The organism is Pedobacter metabolipauper, from assembly GCF_004362715.1.
GTDB classification, from domain to species: domain Bacteria; phylum Bacteroidota; class Bacteroidia; order Sphingobacteriales; family Sphingobacteriaceae; genus Pedobacter; species Pedobacter metabolipauper.
In genome coordinates, this window is the sequence record NZ_SNYC01000003.1 from 1,194,192 (window position 1) to 1,213,289 (window position 19,098).

At 41.0% G+C, this 19,098-nt stretch carries 17 protein-coding genes; 10 read left to right on the top strand and 7 right to left on the bottom strand.

Features of this window, described 5'->3' with window-relative positions; genetic code table 11:
* Positions 1-5 precede the first annotated feature (5 nt).
* From ATK78_RS05230 to ATK78_RS05240, 3 genes are read left to right on the top strand one after another with little or no spacing between them, the layout of a single operon-like run.
* Entirely contained in the window at positions 6-746 is a 741-nt protein-coding gene (locus ATK78_RS05230; RefSeq protein ID WP_133574978.1) for a copper homeostasis protein CutC, read from the top strand.
* A 56-nt stretch (positions 747-802) separates the two neighbouring features.
* The gene (gene lepA, locus ATK78_RS05235) at positions 803-2,590 is read left to right on the top strand and encodes a translation elongation factor 4 (protein ID WP_133574979.1); all 1,788 of its coding nucleotides are present in this window, start codon (positions 803-805) and stop codon (positions 2,588-2,590) included.
* Positions 2,591-2,613: 23 nt separating this feature from the next.
* A complete protein-coding gene (locus ATK78_RS05240; protein WP_133574980.1) occupies positions 2,614-3,495 on the top strand; it encodes a bifunctional 5,10-methylenetetrahydrofolate dehydrogenase/5,10-methenyltetrahydrofolate cyclohydrolase in 882 nt (293 codons plus the stop codon).
* Between the two features lie 3 nt (positions 3,496-3,498).
* On the opposite strand, the gene ATK78_RS05245 is transcribed toward ATK78_RS05240, so the two are convergent.
* Positions 3,499-3,828, bottom strand: a complete 330-nt coding sequence (locus ATK78_RS05245; protein WP_243732445.1) for a Rieske (2Fe-2S) protein — start codon at positions 3,826-3,828, stop codon at positions 3,499-3,501.
* Between the two features lie 136 nt (positions 3,829-3,964).
* A complete protein-coding gene (locus tag ATK78_RS05250; protein ID WP_133574982.1) occupies positions 3,965-4,804 on the bottom strand; it encodes a hypothetical protein in 840 nt (279 codons plus the stop codon).
* 28 nt (positions 4,805-4,832) lie between these two features.
* On the opposite strand from ATK78_RS05250, the gene ATK78_RS05255 reads away from it, so the two are divergent.
* Positions 4,833-5,456, top strand: coding sequence for a 7-carboxy-7-deazaguanine synthase QueE (locus ATK78_RS05255; protein WP_133574983.1), 624 nt, complete (start codon positions 4,833-4,835; stop codon positions 5,454-5,456).
* 51 nt (positions 5,457-5,507) lie between these two features.
* On the top strand, positions 5,508-7,403 hold the full coding sequence (locus ATK78_RS05260) for an OmpA family protein (RefSeq protein WP_133574984.1): 1,896 nt from the start codon (positions 5,508-5,510) through the stop codon (positions 7,401-7,403).
* 134 nt (positions 7,404-7,537) lie between these two features.
* Here the strand turns inward: ATK78_RS05260 and kdsA are convergent, their stop codons facing one another.
* Positions 7,538-8,353, bottom strand: coding sequence for a 3-deoxy-8-phosphooctulonate synthase (gene kdsA / locus ATK78_RS05265; RefSeq protein WP_133574985.1), 816 nt, complete (start codon positions 8,351-8,353; stop codon positions 7,538-7,540).
* Positions 8,354-8,369: 16 nt separating this feature from the next.
* Entirely contained in the window at positions 8,370-10,559 is a 2,190-nt protein-coding gene (gene recQ / locus ATK78_RS05270; protein ID WP_133574986.1) for a DNA helicase RecQ, read from the bottom strand.
* Positions 10,560-10,647: 88 nt separating this feature from the next.
* Between recQ and ATK78_RS05275 the strand changes: the two genes are divergently transcribed.
* From ATK78_RS05275 to ATK78_RS05285, 3 genes are all read left to right on the top strand, one after another.
* Positions 10,648-11,613, top strand: coding sequence for a KpsF/GutQ family sugar-phosphate isomerase (locus ATK78_RS05275; RefSeq protein WP_133574987.1), 966 nt, complete (start codon positions 10,648-10,650; stop codon positions 11,611-11,613).
* A gap of 11 nt (positions 11,614-11,624) precedes the next feature.
* Positions 11,625-12,716, top strand: a complete 1,092-nt coding sequence (locus ATK78_RS05280) for a mannose-1-phosphate guanylyltransferase (protein ID WP_133574988.1) — start codon at positions 11,625-11,627, stop codon at positions 12,714-12,716.
* A gap of 86 nt (positions 12,717-12,802) precedes the next feature.
* Positions 12,803-14,074 carry an Hsp70 family protein gene (locus ATK78_RS05285; protein ID WP_133574989.1) on the top strand — a complete coding sequence of 424 codons (1,272 nt, stop codon included), beginning with the start codon at positions 12,803-12,805 and terminating at the stop codon, positions 14,072-14,074.
* A gap of 9 nt (positions 14,075-14,083) precedes the next feature.
* Here the strand turns inward: ATK78_RS05285 and rlmB are convergent, their stop codons facing one another.
* On the bottom strand, positions 14,084-14,854 hold the full coding sequence (rlmB, locus tag ATK78_RS05290; protein WP_133574990.1) for a 23S rRNA (guanosine(2251)-2'-O)-methyltransferase RlmB: 771 nt from the start codon (positions 14,852-14,854) through the stop codon (positions 14,084-14,086).
* Between the two features lie 205 nt (positions 14,855-15,059).
* Between rlmB and dnaB the strand changes: the two genes are divergently transcribed.
* Entirely contained in the window at positions 15,060-16,634 is a 1,575-nt protein-coding gene (dnaB, locus tag ATK78_RS05295; protein WP_133574991.1) for a replicative DNA helicase, read from the top strand.
* A 62-nt stretch (positions 16,635-16,696) separates the two neighbouring features.
* Here the strand turns inward: dnaB and chrA are convergent, their stop codons facing one another.
* Positions 16,697-17,899, bottom strand: a complete 1,203-nt coding sequence (gene chrA, locus ATK78_RS05300; RefSeq protein WP_133574992.1) for a chromate efflux transporter — start codon at positions 17,897-17,899, stop codon at positions 16,697-16,699.
* 5 nt (positions 17,900-17,904) lie between these two features.
* On the bottom strand, positions 17,905-18,240 hold the full coding sequence (locus ATK78_RS05305) for a tetratricopeptide repeat protein (RefSeq protein ID WP_133574993.1): 336 nt from the start codon (positions 18,238-18,240) through the stop codon (positions 17,905-17,907).
* 87 nt (positions 18,241-18,327) lie between these two features.
* Here ATK78_RS05305 and ATK78_RS05310 point away from each other — a divergent pair, with 87 nt between their 5' ends.
* Positions 18,328-19,065 carry an electron transfer flavoprotein subunit beta/FixA family protein gene (locus tag ATK78_RS05310; protein ID WP_133574994.1) on the top strand — a complete coding sequence of 246 codons (738 nt, stop codon included), beginning with the start codon at positions 18,328-18,330 and terminating at the stop codon, positions 19,063-19,065.
* Positions 19,066-19,098 lie beyond the last annotated feature (33 nt).

Sequence of the window (19,098 nt, forward strand, 5' to 3'; positions counted from 1 at the left end):
ACACGATGGTGAATATGGAAGTCTGCGCCAATTCCGTTCGTTCTGCCCTTGCGGCGCAGGAAGGCGGAGCGATACGCGTAGAACTTTGTGATAATTTACAAGAAGGCGGTACTACGCCAAGCCATGCCCAGATTGCACTGGCTAAAAAATTATTGTCTATAAAGGTATACCCGATCATCCGTCCGCGTGGTGGTGATTTTTTATACTCTGACCTGGAATTCAGCATCATGAAAGATGACATTAAGGTCTGCAAATCGCTGAATTGTGATGGTGTTGTGATCGGGATCTTAACTGCCGACGGCAGTGTTGATCAGGAAAGGTGTGCTGAGCTTATTAAGATCGCTAAGCCAATGGGCGTTACCTTTCACCGCGCGTTCGACATGACCAATGATCTGGAAAAGGCACTGGAGGTGATCATTGACCTCGGCTGTGAGCGGGTATTAACATCTGGCGGCGAGGCTACGGCCCTCCAGGGTGCCGGTAGGTTAGCCAGCCTGATTACACAGGCTAACTGCAGAATTGTCATCATGCCTGGTTCTGGAATATCAATAGCTAACATTTCTGATATTATCGGTACTACCGGTGCCAAAGAATTTCATGCTTCTGCCAAACAGCCTGTAAACAGTGAAATGCAGTTTAAAAATGCGAGGCTGAGCATGGGTACCGGAACCGATGAATTTACCTTTGAGGTAACCGACAGCAAAACGGTAAAAAACTTAATTGAACTGGCCAATAGTGCCGAATAATCAGCTGTTAAAATACCGTAAAATAATTCAGCCAAAATCTTATCTTTGCGCCACTGATGAAGCATATACGTAATTTTTGCATAATTGCACATATTGACCACGGAAAAAGCACCTTGGCTGACCGTTTACTTGAGTATACCAATACGATTACCCAAAGGGAATCACAAGCGCAATTGCTTGATGACATGGATCTGGAACGTGAACGTGGGATAACTATTAAAAGCCATGCCATCCAAATGGACTATGTTCAGGATGGGCAGCCTTATATATTAAACCTTATCGACACACCCGGACACGTAGATTTCTCTTATGAGGTATCCCGTTCCATCGCTGCTTGCGAAGGTGCATTATTGATTGTTGATGCGTCACAGGGAATTCAGGCACAGACCATTTCAAACCTTTACCTTGCCTTAGAGCATGATCTGGAGATCATTCCTATCTTAAATAAGATGGATCTTCCCGGTGCAATGCCTGAAGAGGTTAAAGACCAGATCATCGAGCTGATTGGCTGTAAACGGGAAGAGATCATTCCTGCATCGGGTAAGACCGGCCAGGGGGTTTTTGATATATTACGTGCCATTGTAGAGCGTGTTCCTGCTCCTGTCGGCAATCCCGAAAGTGAGCTTCAGGCATTGATCTTTGATTCTGTATTTAATTCTTTCAGAGGTATCATTGCTTATTTTAAAGTGCTTAACGGCGAGATCCGTAAGGGTGATAAGGTAAAATTCGTTGCTACAGGCAAAGAGTACATTGCTGAAGAAGTAGGTACCTTAAAACTTAAACAAGCACCCAAAGACGTCATCAAAACGGGTGATGTTGGTTATATCATTTCTGGTATTAAAGAAGCCAGGGAAGTAAAGGTTGGAGACACCATTACCCATAAGGACAAACCTAGTTTAGAGCCTATTAAAGGTTTTGAAGAGGTTAAACCGATGGTATTTGCCGGGATCTATCCGGTTGATACCGATGAGTTTGAAGAATTAAGGGAAGCCATGCATAAGCTTCAGCTGAATGATGCCTCTATTGTATTTGAGCCTGAATCTTCTGCTGCACTTGGATTTGGATTCCGTTGCGGATTTCTTGGCATGCTCCACATGGAGATTATCCAGGAACGTTTGGAGCGCGAATTTGACATGACGGTAATTACTACCGTTCCCAACGTGTCTTACCAGGCTATGACGACCAAATCTGATTTGATCATTGTAAACAACCCTTCAGACTTACCTGATCCAAGTAAGCTGGAATATGTTGAAGAGCCTTACATCAAAGCAAACATCATCACTAAGTCTGAGTTTGTTGGCCCGGTTATGTCACTTTGTATTCAGAAAAGAGGAATCATTGTCAATCAATCTTATCTGACTTCAGACCGCGTCGAACTGATTTTTGAGATCCCCATGGGTGAAATTGTATTCGATTTCTACGATCGTCTGAAAACAATTTCTAAAGGATATGCTTCATTTGATTATCACCAGATCGGCTATCGCAGATCTGACCTGGTAAGATTGGACATCTTACTGAATGCAGAGCCTGTTGATGCGCTTTCTTCATTGATCCACCGGAGCAACTCTTATGATTTTGGTAAAAGGATCTGTGAGAAATTACGGGAATTAATTCCGCGCCAGCAGTTTGAGATCATCATACAAGCTTCTATTGGTGCAAAGATCATTGCCCGTGAAACGGTAAAAGCGTTGCGTAAAGATGTTACTGCAAAATGTTATGGTGGTGATATTTCCAGAAAGCGCAAGCTCCTGGAAAAACAGAAAAAAGGTAAAAAACGCATGCGTCAGGTAGGTAATGTGGAAATTCCGCAAACCGCATTTATGGCCGTATTGAAATTAGATTAATTTATAGCACACAACACAATATCATGCAGTTATTGGACGGGAAATATGTATCAGAAAAAGTTAAGCTTGAGATTGCCGATGAAGCCGCAGCTTTTTTAGCAGAAAGCGGTAGAAAACCTCACCTGGTTGCCATCTTAGTTGGTAATGATGGAGGAAGTGAGACTTATGTGGCCAGTAAAATGAAAAACTGTGAGAAGGTTGGTTTTCAATCTTCCCTGGTTAGATACGATACAAGTGTGACCGAAGCTGAACTGCTTCAGAAAATCGAAGAGATTAACCAGGATGCAGGTGTTGACGGACTAATTGTTCAGCTGCCTCTTCCAAAACATATTGATCCTGAAAAAGTAACGGAAACCATCGATTACCGTAAAGATGTGGACGGCTTTCATCCTGTAAACTTAGGCCGGATGATGCGTAACCTGCCCTGCTTTATTCCTGCTACTCCGTACGGCATCATGATGATGCTGCAAGCCTATCATATTGATACGGTTGGCAAACACTGTGTGGTGGTTGGCCGCAGCAATATTGTGGGTAGCCCGATGAGTATCTTAATGGCACGCAATGCTAATCCTGGAAACTGTACCGTAACCCTTACCCATAGCAAAACAGCCAATCTGAAAGAGATGATCTTACAGGCTGATATTGTTATTGCGGCTATTGGAAAGAAAAACTTCATTACTGCTGATATGATCAAGCCTGGTGCGGTGATCATCGACGTGGGCATGAACCGGGAAACATCTACCCAAACCAAGTCTGGTTATAAGTTGTATGGAGATGTAGATTTTGAAAACGTATCCCCAATAGCATCATGGATTACCCCGGTTCCCGGTGGCGTAGGATTGATGACCATTGTCGGTTTGCTGAAAAATACACTGGCATCTGCAAAGAAAGAAATCTATTCTTAAGGCTTAGCGCCATAGCTTTTTCAACCAACTTTCTTTAAAGCCGGCATAGATGCCATCTGGCCGGATTTCAACCGGGTACCTATCGATATAATCGCCCTGTCCCTCAGCGCCGCGTCCGGTTTTAAGGCTGTATTCCCAACGGTGAACCGGGCAGATCAGGTGTCCGTTCTTACACCAGCCACCGCTTAGGGTGCCGCCTGCATGCGGACAGCTATTCTGTACGAGGTAAAACTCACCTTCATTTTTAACTAAACATAGTTTTTTACCGCGAACAGTAACCTGAAGCACAAAATCGTGATCAGGAATCTTTTCTTCTATTTTAACCCAGTTCAAAATAAACAGCTTTAGTTTACCTTACAAACAGCTTTTGAATATTAATACGCACAAGCACCCTGTAGTGCATTGGAAAATGCAAGCGTTGAGAACGGAGAGCGCGTAATTTTCTAAGCACATATAAACCCGCCTTTGATTAGTAACTAACTTTAAAATTAAGCATTTCAGGATTTTTGATCGCATCCATCATGTCTACTTCCAACTTAAATTGTTTTTTATCTGCTGAAAGCACAGCCTTTGGATTGTCAACACTTTTTGCTGCTCTCGGAAGATTAATGATAATGGCATAAGGAATTGGCGGCATTTTCATATTCATACCTTCCAGCATCGCAAATGAATCTTTATCCTTTGCTATTTTTTGAGCCATTAACTCTGGTTTTATTTTACGTTCAAAAGAATTGGGGGTAATAATAAGATCATACTCCTTATTTGAAATGGGCAATACATCTTTATCTTTATTCGACTCCGCATCCTCCTGGGGAGCATTTCCAACCGGGATAATATCCGATTTTATTTGCGCCCTTTTAACTATGTTATTAAAATCACGAACAAAATAATTCATGTCATCCAGGTTATCACCGCTGCTGGTATACCTGATTAGGATGAGCCCTTCTTTCAAATTTATTTTCTGAGAAAGGTTCGTATTGGCAAGTATACGCAACTGCTGCTTGTTTAATGTTTTCAAAACACTGTCCGGGGTAGCTTTAGCAATATTGATCACCGTATCCTTATTCTTAATGGATGGATTATTTAACAACGAATCCGGGACCATTCCTTTAAACGCTTTAAATAACGAACCTACGTTTACCTCATAACTTAATTTATAGGAACCATTGGCATTCAGCGTGTATGTTTCTGTAGTATCAAAACAAGAGCTCAACAAAACACAAAAGATGGCAAGGAGCAGTAAACGAGAGATTTTCATAGATTGGTCATTAAAAGCCCTCAATATAGGGATATTAACTATTGCTTCCATTATTTTATTTAACTTTGTTGAATTATATATGGCACATCAAATACCAGCAGACGGCACGTTGCTTCCTTTAATGGAAGAGTTTTATACGATACAGGGAGAAGGATTTAATACCGGGAAAGCAGCTTATTTTATTCGTCTGGGTGGATGTGATGTAGGTTGCCACTGGTGCGATGTTAAAGAAAGCTGGGATGCAGAGCTTCATCCGCTTACCCATGCTGATGATATTGTTGCTAAAGCAGATGGTTTTCCAGGTAAGGCAGTAGTCATTACAGGTGGTGAGCCACTCATCTATAACCTGGATTATCTGACTAAAAAACTTCATGAAAGAAAGATCTTAACCTTTATTGAAACCTCAGGTGCCTATCCCCTTTCCGGTGATTGGGACTGGATCTGTTTATCACCTAAGAAATTTAAGGCACCAAGACCTGACATCACCCCGTTTGCAAATGAACTTAAGGTAATTGTTTTCAATAAAAGTGATTTTGACTGGGCAGAAAAATATGCAGAAACAGTTTCTGATACCTGCAAACTTTACCTGCAGCCTGAATGGTCAAAATCTAAGGAAATTACCCCTTTGATCATAGACTATGTGATGGCCAATCCGAAATGGGAGATCTCTTTACAAACGCACAAGTATTTAAACATTCCTTAGCTTTTATAAGCTATTTGTGTTAGATTTAATTTAACAGTTAAACCAGCACACATGAAGAACCTCTTGTTCGTTTTCTTCTTTTATTTGATGATCCTGAACGTTACGGCGCAAAATGCGGTGAATAAAAAGGCACAGGCTAATTTTGAGAAGGCACAGGCTCATTTGTCAGATAACAGCTACGATGCGGCCATTGAAGATCTGAATGAGGCCGTTAAGGCCGATCCCAATTTCCAGCTTGCTTACCTGCAACTCGGTGATCTGAACCGGAGGGTTAAAAACTTTGAAGCTTCTAAAACAGCCTATAAAAAAGCCATAAGCCTGGCACCTGATGCCGATGTACGTATGTATTACGGTTTGGCCGAAGCTGAATTAAACACTGGTGAATACAGTAATGCGCTGATCAATATTGGCTTATTCATAAAAAACTATAAAGGTACTGACAAAGTATTCATTCATAAAGTCCTTAAATATCAAAAGGATTGTGAGTTTGCGATTGAAGCCATTAAACATCCGGTAAAATATGAACCTAAAAATCTGGGGAATGAGATCAACTCCGTAAACAGGGATTATTTTCCGGCAATAACTGCCGATGGTGAACAAATGATCTTTAGCCGCAACATCAATGGAAATGAGGATTTTTACACGGCTTTAAAGATCAATAACTCCTGGGCCAAACCAACTCCGCTAAGTACTGCGATCAATACCTCTCAATTTAATGAAGGTGCACAATCAATTACACCTGATGGCCTCTACCTGTTTTTTACAGGATGTAACCGCCCGGATGGCCTCGGCCGCTGTGATATCTATGTAAGTCATAAAGGTGGTAAAAATTGGGGCGAACCTTTTAACCTGGGAGCGCCAATCAATACAACCTATTGGGAATCTCAGCCTGCAATAAGTCCGGATGGCAATACCCTTTATTTTGTAAGCAACCGGCCTGATGGTTTCGGCGGACATGACATTTGGAAAAGTACCCTTAAAAGTGATGGTTACTGGTCTGAACCGGAGAACCTCGGCCCGGAGATTAATACCCCATATGATGAACATACCCCTTTTATTCATCCGGATGGAAAAACGCTATACTTTTCTTCCGATGGATGGCCTGGAATGGGAAATAAGGACATCTTTCTAAGCCGATTAACAGATTCGGGTCGCTGGGGAAAACCAGAAAACATGGGGTATCCCATCAATACCTTTAATGAAGAAACGGGTTTAATCGTTACACCTGATGGTTCTGAAGGTTTATTTTCATCTGTGCTAAAAGATGGTTATGGAGATATGGACATCTATAGTTTTCAAATGCCTGAAGATAAAAAACCGCTTCCCATTACCTATGTTAAAGGTATTGTGATTGATATGGAAACCAAGTCCTTTTTAGAGGCGCAGGTACATGTGGTAAACCTGAATACCGGTAAAACGGAATACAATGACAATACTTCTAAAGAAACCGGCAGCTTTCTTACCGTAATGCCTGTCGGTTCTGATCATGCATTTAATGTGAGCGCAGATGGTTATCTTTTCTATTCTGAGAATTATCAGCTAAACGTTTCATCCATAAATAAACCTACGATCATTGAGATCGGGCTCCGCAAACTGAAGGTTGGAGATGATGTGGTCTTAAAGAATATCTTTTTCAATACCAATGAATACCGTATTCTGCCGGCTTCAGTAACCGAACTGGCCACTTTAACTGAATTGTTAAAAAACAATCCGAATTTACAAATTGAGATTCAGGGACATACTGACAATGTGGGTAATGTACTACAGAATGAGAAGCTGTCATTAAATAGGGCTAAAGCTGTTTATGACTACCTGATCCAACAAAAAATTTCAGCAGAACGCCTGATCTATAAAGGCTATGGTGAAAAAAAACCGATCGTGCCTAATGATTCTGAAGCGCAAAGAAAACAAAATAGAAGAACCTCATTTATAATTACCAGGATCTAGAATTACTTGCCGTTCTTCTGGCGATGGTATTAAAAGAAAGTACCAGCTGTAGAAACAAAGAAAGATGTTAACATCTGAAAAGCAGGTAATGTAAGTATTTAAATAAGAAAGAAGTATTTAGAATCAGAAAAGCGTTAAATAACTGCTTTTCTGATTCTAATTAATTTAACAAGCAGCTCTTCCAATAGATCGAGGTGCAGCATGTTTGCGCCGTCAGACTTTGCATTGGCAGGATCTGGATGGGTTTCTATAAATAAGCCATCTGCTCCTACAGCAATGGCGGCTTTAGCTATTGTTCCAATCAGTTCAGGTTTACCGCCTGTTACCCCGCTGCTTTGATTGGGTTGCTGCAGGGAATGCGTACAATCCATCACAACAGGCACACCAAAACCTTGCATTTCGGGTAATCCGCGGTAATCAACGATCAGATCCTGGTAGCCAAAGGTATTGCCCCGGTCGGTAAGGATTACGCGGTCATTACCTGCTTCTATAATCTTTTCAACTGCAAACTTCATAGAGCCGGCAGATAAAAATTGTCCTTTTTTAACGTTTACAACCTTATTGGTTTTCGCCGCAGCAACCAGCAGATCTGTCTGTCTGCATAAAAAAGCAGGGATCTGCAGCACATCTACGTAAGCGGCTGCCATGGCAGCTTCTTCGTGGGCATGAATATCGGTTACCGTTGGAACACCAAAGGTCTTCCCGATCTTCTCCAGGATCTTCAGTGCTTTTTCATCGCCAATACCGGCAAAAGAACTGCCTTTAGAACGATTGGCTTTACGGTATGATCCTTTAAAGATATAAGGGATCTCTAGTTTATCAGTTATGGTAACTATCTTTTCTGCAATGCGCATGGCAATTTCTTCGCCTTCGATGGCACAAGGGCCAGCCATTAAAAAGAAGTTATCCGATTGTATGTGCTTTAAATTTTCTAAAGGGAAATTGATCATGTTTATGTTATCTGCTTTAATTGCCCAGTTCAGACATGAATTTAATACGCATCAGCTGTATCTCTTCACGTGAATAATCGGACTCTCCTAGTTCTTTTAGTGCTTCATCAATGGAATCGTTTTCTGCAGACTGGAAATAATCGAATACCTCATCCTGACGATCTTCATCAATAACCTCATCTACAAAATATCCAAGATTTAGCTTGGTGCCGGAATTTACAATGGCTTCTACTTCTTTTAAAATATCATCGTAAGTTATTCCCTTCGATTTAGCAATATCTTCAAGGCCTATTTTACGATCAATGTTTTGGATGATCGATACTTTAAGCTGGGATTTATTGGCCTGTGTTTTAATGATCAGGTCGATTGGACGCTCTACATCATTGTCTTCCACATATTTCTTGATCAGTTCCAGAAAGGGACCACCAAACTTAAGTGCTTTACCATTCCCTACTCCGGAGATCTGCTTCAGCTCATCCATTGCAATTGGATAATGGGTGCACATCTCTTCCAGTGATGGATCCTGAAATACCACAAAAGGAGGTACATTTTTTTGCTTCGCTATTTTCTTTCTCAGATCTTTCAGCAACTGCAGCAGTTGTGTATCTAAAGTTCCGGTACCGTGCTTAACGTCATCTTCATCGTCATCAGCAGCACTTTCAATAGGCTCGTTCAGAACAAACTTAAGGGCATATGGATTTTCGATAAAATTATGCCCTAAGGTAGTTAAGCCCAGCAGTCCATAATTATCAATATCCTTGGAAAGGAAATTATTTAAAACGGCCTGACGGATCAGTGATTTCCAGTGATTCTCACCTTCTACTATTCCTATTGCAAATTCAGGGATCTTTGAATGTTCGTAAGCAATGGTCTGGGCAGTTTCTGAGCCCATGATCACGTTTAAAATATGGGTATCGTCAAATTTCTCACCAATTCTGGCAATCAATTTTAAGACTACGCTTAGGGATTCTTCGGCCTCAAACAATTTCTTAGGCTTTTTGCAGTTATCGCACATGCAGTTACAGCCTGTCTCATTGAAATTTTCTCCAAAATAATGAAGGATCTGCTTTCTCCTGCAAACGCCTGATTCTGCATAATCAATCACTTCTTTCAAGATCTGCGTACCTATTTCACGCTCAGCAACCGGTTTATCTTTCATAAACTTGGCCAGCTTGTCTACATCTTTTTGTGCATAAAAGGCAATACAGATCCCTTCTCCGCCATCTCTTCCGGCTCTTCCGGTTTCCTGGTAATAGCCCTCCATGCTTTTTGGAATGTCGTGATGGATTACAAAGCGAACGTCTGGTTTATCAATGCCCATTCCAAATGCAATAGTGGCAACAATAACTTCTACATCTTCCATCAGGAACTTATCCTGGGTATCAGCCCTTACCTTAGGCTCCAAACCGGCATGATAAGGTAAGGCCTTTATGCCATTTAGGTTCAGCGTTTCTGCTACCTCTTCTACCTTTTTACGGCTTAGGCAATAGATAATTCCTGATTTGCCGGTATTGTACTTGATGTAACGGATAATTTCTTTGATTACATCCCGTTTCGGACGGATCTCATAAAACAGGTTGGGCCGGTTAAAGGACGATTTAAATAAGGTGGCATCAGACATTTGTAAGTTCTTGATGATGTCTTGCTGCACCTTAGGTGTTGCCGTAGCGGTAAGTGCAATAATTGGAATGTCTTCACCCAATCCCTGGATCACCTGTCTGATCTTTCTGTATTCCGGTCTGAAATCATGTCCCCACTCAGAAATACAGTGTGCTTCATCAACTGCAACAAAAGAAATGGTGATCAGTTTAAGAAATTCAATATTCTCCTGTTTGGAGAGAGATTCTGGTGCAACGTATAATAATTTGGTTTGACCGCTTAGTAAATCACTTTTTACCTGGGCAATTTCGGTTTTATTCAGAGAGGAGTTTAAAAAGTGGGCAATGCTGTCACTTCCCCCAAAGGCCCTTAACTGATCTACCTGGTTCTTCATCAGCGCAATTAGCGGTGATATGACTATAGCTGTACCTTCCTGCATTAACGCAGGCAACTGGTAACAAATAGATTTCCCCCCTCCCGTTGGCATAATAACAAACGTATTCCTTTTTTCAAGGATATTGGTGATGATAGACTCCTGATCACCTTTAAAATTATCAAAACCAAAAAAGGTTTGTAAGTTGTCAAACAACGACTTTTTCACATCCATTTCGTGTATAAAATATTCAGTGCTATTTTTACCTCAAAATAACATAATTTTGCACTAATTAAAGCATCAATATACTAATAATTTCTGTTTGAAAAGTAAAAAATCCATAATAGGTACGGCTGTTAACACTTTACATTTAGAAGCGCAAGCAATTTTGGGCTTAATTGACAATATAAACGATGATTTTACAGAAATAATTGACTTGATTATAGAAAGTAAAGGTCGTGTTATTGTGACTGGAATTGGCAAAAGTGCCATCATTGCACAAAAGATTGTCGCCACTTTTAATTCTACAGGCACCCCTTCTATCTTCATGCATGCTGCAGATGCCGTTCATGGCGACCTTGGAATGATCCAAAAGGATGATATTGTGATGTGTTTATCCAAAAGCGGGAACACTCCTGAAATTAAGGTTCTGGCGCCTTTACTAAAACAGTCTGGAAATATTTTGATTGGAATGGTTGGACAGCTTAATTCTGATCTGGCGATGCAGGCGGATTTTGTGCTGAACACTTTTGTAGAAAAGGAAGCCTGTCCGAATAACCTTGCCCCTACAACCAGCACAACTGCCCAGTTGGCTATGGGCGATGCCTTAGCAGTTTGCCTGCTTCATGCGCGTGATTTTAATGAAGAAGATTTTGCCAGGTTTCATCCCGGAGGTGCGCTGGGCAGAAGATTGTATCTAAAAGCCGGAGATATTGCGTTAAAGAACGCGAAACCGCGCATCCACCCCGCTGCATCTGTTAAAGATGTGATCATAGAAATTAGCCAAAACCGTTTAGGTACTGTTGTTGTTATTGAAAACGATACCATTTTGGGTATCATAACGGATGGCGATATCCGCAGAATGCTTGAGCAATATTCTGATCTTAGTGACATTACGGCCAGGGACCTGATGAATACGAATCCTAAAACCATCGATAGAGATCAGCTTGCTGTTCAGGCACTTGAACTTATAAAGCAAAATAATATTACACAATTATTGGTAACTGATAAGAAAAGTTATTTTGGAATGATACATTTACACGATCTTCTTCAGGAAGGTATAATTTAAGAATTGCGCAGATGAATAAAAACAATTACGCCTTGATCATGGCTGGTGGTGTTGGAAGCCGCTTTTGGCCGGTAAGCAGAACTGAATATCCCAAACAATTTATCGATTTTTTTGGAGTTGGTAAAACACTGATCCAAAGCACCTACGACCGTTTCCTGAAAATTTGCCCTCCTGAAAATATTTTTATAGTTACCAATGAGATCTATACCGATATCATTAAAGAACAACTGCCTGGTATAGGCGATAACCAGATCCTCGCTGAGCCGATCATGCGCAATACAGCACCTTGTGTGTCGTATGGTTCCATGAAAATTGCTCAGCTGAATCCAAACGCGACCATCGTTGTGGCTCCTTCTGATCATACGATTACCAACCCGGAAGCATTTGTAACTGCCATTGAACGGTCTCTTAAAGCCGCCTCTGAAAACGATTGCTTAATTACACTCGGCATAAAACCAAGTCGCCCGGACACCGGATATGGGTACATTCAATACACAGAAAGTGTACTGGAAACAGATCCTGAAATCTTTAAAGTAAAGATCTTCACTGAAAAACCCAACCTGGACCTGGCTAAGTCTTTCGTCCAAAGCGGAGATTTTCTATGGAATGCAGGTATCTTCATCTGGTCTGCCAAATCTATAAACAAGGCCTTTTTAACGCATTTACCAGACATGCATGAGATCTTCCAGCAAGGAAACTCATCGTACAATACAGACACTGAAAAAGAGTTTATAGGCAATGCCTATCAGCAATGTATCAATATATCGATCGACTTTGCCATTATGGAAAAAGCGGATAATGTATACGTACTGCCTGCTGACTTTGGCTGGTCTGACCTGGGTACATGGGCTTCTATTTATGACATTGCCGAACACGATTATGTAGGAAATGCCGTCATCCCTTCTGAAAAGGTGATGATGTTCAATTCATCAAATTGCATGGTCAATGTTCCTAAAAATAAATTGGTGATCTTACAGGACCTTCACGATTATATCGTAGTTGAATCCAATGACACCCTATTGATCTGTCCAAGATCTGCAGAGCAAAGCATTAAACAGATTGTGGCTGATGTAAAGTCTAAATTTGGTACAAAATACATCTAGTAGTCTTTTCCTGCATTCTTTAACACATCCGGACATAGCTGAACAAGCTGGCCCGGATGTATTTTTTTATTAAATTTTTAACTGTAATGAGTAAGTTTCTTTATGGGATTGATTTTGGTACTACCAACTCTGCCCTTTCAATTTATGATGAAGAAAAGAAAGAGATCATAAAAACGATTACCGTACCTTCCATACTCTACTTCCTGAATGAACAAAAAGCTACTGAGCCTTTAAAGTATGTAGTTGGTGAAGAAGCCATTGCAGCTTACATCAATGAGGGTATGAAAGGCCGGTTCATGAAATCGGTAAAACGTATTTTACCGAGAAGCAGTTTTATAGAAACCAGGATACACAACCGTAAATATACGGCCTCAGACCTGGTTACACTGATCTTAAAGGAACTAAAGACCAAAGCCGATGAAATTATTGGTTATGATTGTGGTAAGGCCATTATTGGCCGGCCTGTATTTTTTGACGATGACAATACGGATAAGGATGCACTGGCACAACGACGCCTGATGAAAGCTGCTGAAAACGCTGGGTTTACTGACTTTAGATTTCAATTTGAGCCTATTGGAGCAGCCTTTGCCTATGAAAAGACAATTACAAAGAAAGAAAAGGTACTTGTAGCCGATCTTGGCGGCGGAACTACGGACTTTACCTTCCTGGAACTGGATCCTGATAAAGTTGGAAGCAAGAACAGAAGAAAAGACATTATTGCTACGGGCGGTATCTACATTGGTGGTGATAGCTTTGACTCCGCATTTATGTGGGAAAAAGGAACGCCTTATTTTGGAAAACACACTGTTTATGAAGCTGCACCGGGAAAGATGCTTACGGTACCTGTTTCGTTGTTCGCAAATATCTGTTCATGGGAACAAATGAACTTTTTTAACGGACTGAAAGTAAAGAACGATATGCAGAATTATTATCACTTTTCTAAAAAAGACAGGAAGTTCAAAAACCTGCTGACCCTTACAGATAATAACCTTGGATATTCCGTTTTTCAGGCCATTGAGAAAACAAAGATCGATCTTTCAAAGGGAACGCGTTCACAGTTCTTCTATTCCAATATGGAAATTGATATTGATGAAATGATCACCATTGATCAATATGATACGATCATCAATAAAGACATCCAAAAGATCAGCCAATACCTGGATGTTTTTTTAAGCAAATATCAAATACAGCCTGAACATATTGACAGTTTATTCCTTACCGGTGGAACCTCTTTGGTATCTGCTGTAAAGAACCTGTTTCAAACCAGGTTTCCGAATACGCCCATACATTCCGGTGATAATTTTATAAGTGTTGCCAAAGGCCTCGCTTACAGCGGATATTTATTTGAAGAGGAATAAAATATAAGATTAAGCTAAGGTACGCTGGCGGATGGCTTCATAAAGAATAACACCGGCTGATACAGATACATTTAATGAACTGATCTCTCCAATCATTGGTATTTTAGCCAGGTAATTGGACATCCGCATAATTTCATTGGAGATTCCTTCATCTTCAGCTCCCATTACAATGGCTGTCGGTGCGGTGTAATCGGGTGCATAGATCAGATCAGTTGTTTTTTCTGTACAAGCTACAATCTGCAGACCACATTCCTGTAAAAATAAAGCCGTTTTATGAAGGTTTGCATGTCTGCATACCGGAATCGTAAATAACGCACCTGCCGATGTTTTAATCGCATCTGCATTGATCTGCGCAGAATTTTTTGTTGGAACGATGATCGCATGAACTCCTGCACAGGCAGCTGTTCTTGCTATTGCACCCATATTTCTAACGTCCGTTATTCCATCAAGGATCAGTACCAAAGGTGTTTCTCCTTTTTCATAGATCGCTGGAATGATGTCTTCAATTTTCTGAAAGGTAATGGCAGAGATTACGGCAATGACACCCTGGTGGTTCTTTTGCGTCATCCGGTTCAATTTCTCTACTGGAACGTTATGTACAGGTGCATCTACATCCTTTAATAAGGCTTTTAACTCTACAATGATCTCACCGGTCAAACCACGTTGAATATAAATGCTTTCGATATCTTTTCCTGCCTTAATAGCCTCTATTACAGCACGTATACCAAATACAAATTCATTATTTTCTTTGGGTCTTGCTGGTCTTCTCGGGTTTTCCATTCTTTATAATTGAAGCGCAAAAGTAGCTGAATTTATGGGAATATGTACAGGTATTTTTTGGCAGCCTGAATTCTTCTTATCCACATCCTGTTGTTAGCAAATTGATGAAAATGATTTATGCGTTGTTAAAACATCTTTATCAGCTCTGTTAAAATGTGTATAAACAATTTCCGGCAGGACCTAATTTTTGTCTATTTTTGTACTTATGAGTATCGATAACGGATCACAGGGACAAGACAAAACAAATTTTACAGCAAGGAAAAGTAGATTGAATAATTCTATGAATACCCTTGGCAAAATACCGCCGCAAGCTATAGATCTTGAGGAGGCTGTTCTTGGTGCACTCATGCTTGAAAAAGATGCTTTATCCACCGTAATTGACATTTTAAAACCCGAAGTGTTTTATCATGAAGCTCATAAAAAGATCTTTGAAGCCATCCAGGGCCTGTTCCAAAAATCTAAACCGGTAGATATTTTAACGGTTACTTCTGAACTGCGTACACTTGGTCTGCTGGAAATGGTTGGTGGTGCCTATTACATTACCAATTTAACCAACCGGGTAGCTTCTGCGGCAAATATTGAATACCATGCCCGGATCATCTCCCAAAAATATATCCAGCGCGAATTGATCCGCATCTCCTCAGAGATCATTCAAAACGCATATGAAGATACCACAGATATCTTTGACCTGCTGGATCACGCTGAAAAGAATCTGTTTGACATTGCCCAGAATAATTTACGCAGGGATACCCAGAAAATGGACGAGATCATCAAACAATCTCTGGCCACACTGGAAGAACTTCGTGGTAAAAGCGATGGCCTAACCGGTGTTCCATCTGGTTTTACGGATCTGGACCGCATTACCGGCGGATGGCAGCCATCCGATCTGGTAATCATTGCTGCACGTCCCGCAATGGGAAAAACGGCATTCGTTCTTACCTGTGCCCGTAATGCTGCCGTTGATTTCAAAAGACCGGTTGTTGTATTCTCCCTGGAGATGTCGTCCGTTCAGCTCGTTAATCGTTTAATTTCCGGAGAAACCGAGATTGAACAGGAAAAGATCCGTAAAGGAAACCTTGCAGAATGGGAATGGCAGCAACTGCACAGCAAGATTGGAACATTAACTGAAGCCCCTTTATTAATAGATGATACCCCTGCCCTGAACATCTTTGAATTTCGTGCAAAATGCAGACGTCTTAAATCTCAGTACGACCTGCAGCTGATCATTATCGATTACCTGCAGCTGATGCATGGTAAAGGTGAAGGTCAAAGCGGTGGTGGTAACAGGGAGCAGGAGATCGGTAGTATCTCAAGGGCATTAAAATCAGTTGCCAAAGAATTAAACGTACCTGTTTTAGCACTGTCACAATTGAGTCGTGCCGTAGAAAGCAGACCCGGAGCAAATGGTAAAAGACCTATGCTTTCAGATTTGAGGGAATCTGGCTCTATTGAGCAGGATGCGGATATGGTATTGTTTCTCTATCGTCCTGAGTATTACGGGATCACTGAAGATGAGCAAGGCCGTTCACAGGCTGGTATTGGTGAGGTGATCATTGCCAAGCACAGGAATGGTGAAACCGGAATTGTACCACTGCGCTTTATCGGTAAGTATGTGAAGTTTACGGATCTTGAAGAAAGCTTTTCTGCGCCTACTTCTTTTTCTATGGATAACACCAATGCCGGTATGCATCCATCTCAGGATTTTGATAAACCTGCTGGTAATGTGATCATCAAACCGTCACGCATGGATGACATGCACGACGAAGATGCTCCTTTCTAAACTTGAGAATGTGAGAACGTGAGAACGTTGGGAGCAAGTTAAGAGAACGTGAGAACCATTTACTAAAAGAAATATCCGATCAGGATTCCAGCCAGAACAATAAATGGCGGACTTATTTTCGTAAAATTCAGGATCAGAAATGTAGCAATCAGGATGCCTATGGCCAAAAAATCCAGGCCGATCGGTTTAACCAGCAGCATAAATGCGGCGATGATAAAACCCACACTTACCGCATTAATCCCGCCCAGCGAGTATTTAATCCGGGTAATCTTTTTTAGATCTTCCCAAAACGGCACAATAAACAAGACCAGGATCAGTCCCGGCAAGTTGATTCCAAGCACAGCTACCGTTCCCCCAAGAATCTGCCCCGTTAACCCATATCCGAAATTACGCATGCTTAATGCCCCAATATAGCTGGTAAACGAAAAAGTAGGCCCTGGTAATGCTTGCTGAATTGCAAAGCCGGACAAGAAGCCCGAAGCGTCCAGGTAATGCTTCATCTCCACAAACTCGGTAAACATCAGGGGTACAAGCACCTGACCTCCACCAAATATGAAGATCCCGTTCCGGTAAAAATTCTCGAATAAACGAATTGGTAAGCTAAACGGAGATGTTCTGTTGACGATTGCACCCAGCAGGGCCAGGAAAAGCAGAACACCAACAAAATAGATCAGCTTTTTACGGTTGATATCGGAGAATAACCTTACCCGGATGTCACTTTCTTCTTTGGGCGTTTCCAGGGCAGAAGAAATCATTCCACCAATTAAGATGGCAAATGGAAACACATAGGCGTTTCTTAGAACAAAGGTAGAGATAGCTGCTGTAACGGCTAAAAATATGGATACCTGTGACACAAGCACCCGCTTAGACAGGTTATAGGCACCAAAGGCAACAATTCCCAGGGCAATTGGCTGAATGTATTCCAGGATATCCGCGAATTTTTTCTGCTGATCGAATTTCGCAAAACTGATTGCCGCAAAGGTCATTAATGCTGCAGAGGGTAAGATCCAAATGATGAATGTAAGGATTGACAATTTTATTCCGCCAACCTTATAGCCAATCCCAACCAGTGTTTGCGTAGAAGCCGGCCCCGGAAGGATCTGCGCTAAGGCATTCAGCTCAAGCAATTCCTCCTCAGAAATATACCTGGTGGTTTTTACGAAATATTTGAGAAGAAGTGCAAGGTGTGCCTGCGCCCCTCCGAAAGCAGTAAATGTGAAAAAAAACACATCCCTGATAAACAAAAGTTCCCGCTTGGTTAACATGTTAATTAATCGTCTTCGTAATCTAGTCCGGCAGCAGAATTATAAGCACCCTGAAGCTCAGAAAAAGCATGCATATCCCTTTTATTTCTCGTAACAACCATTCCCTTTTGATACACTTCAATGGCTTCTACGGTCTTTCCTGTCTTTTCAAGCAATTTACCCAAATGATAATACGTACCCACATAATCCGGATGTTCTGAAGTCAGTTTATAATAATATTCAAATGCCTTTTCCTGGTCATTTGAAGAATTATATTCAGTTGCTAATGCGTATAAAACAAAAGGATCATTTGGATCGTTTGTTAAAAACTCTAATAACTTAGCCAATCGGGTATTTTGCATTTTTTATCCCTGCTTTTTTAATTAGATTTGCAAAAAGACAATTTAAGCTTATCAAGCCTTATTACCTTTAAAAACAAATTTATAAGTATGAAAATATTAGTTTGTATCAGTAACGTGCCCGACACAACCACAAAAATAACCTTTACGAATGATAATACACAATTCAATACCGCAGGAGTACAATATATTGTAAATCCATACGATGAGATTGCATTATCGAGGGCTATTGAGCTTTGCGAGGGTGGAAAAGGCACCGTAACTGTATTGAATGTTGGCGAGAGTCAAACCGACCCAACCATAAGAAAAGCACTGGCAATCGGCGCAGATGATGCGGTAAGAGTTAATGCTGCACCAAGAGATGCTTACTTTGTTGCCTATCAAATTGCAGAGTACGTGAAATCAACTGATTTCGATATCATTTTATGCGGACGGGAATCTATTGATTACAATGGATCTCAGGTTGCAGCAATGGTTGGCGAATTTTTAGATATCCCATCTATCTCCATCATCAAAAAATTAGATTACGATGGTACCACTGCAACGATAGAACGTGAAATTGAAGGTGGTAAAGAAGTAATTTCTGTAACCGGAAAATTCATAGCGAGCTGTTCTGAAGGTACAGCAGAACCCAAGATCCCGAATATGCGTGGAATCATGTCTGCCAGAACCAAGCCGCTACAGGTTATCGAAGCTAAAGAAATTGCACAGGTTACCAAAGTTCAGCAGTTTGAAACCCCTCCTGCACGTGGGGCAGTTAAGCTGATCCCTGCTGAAGAGACAGAAAAATTAATCGATCTATTACACCAGGAAGCTAAAGTTATCTAATTAAAGTATTCCAAATTCAAAATATTTAATAAA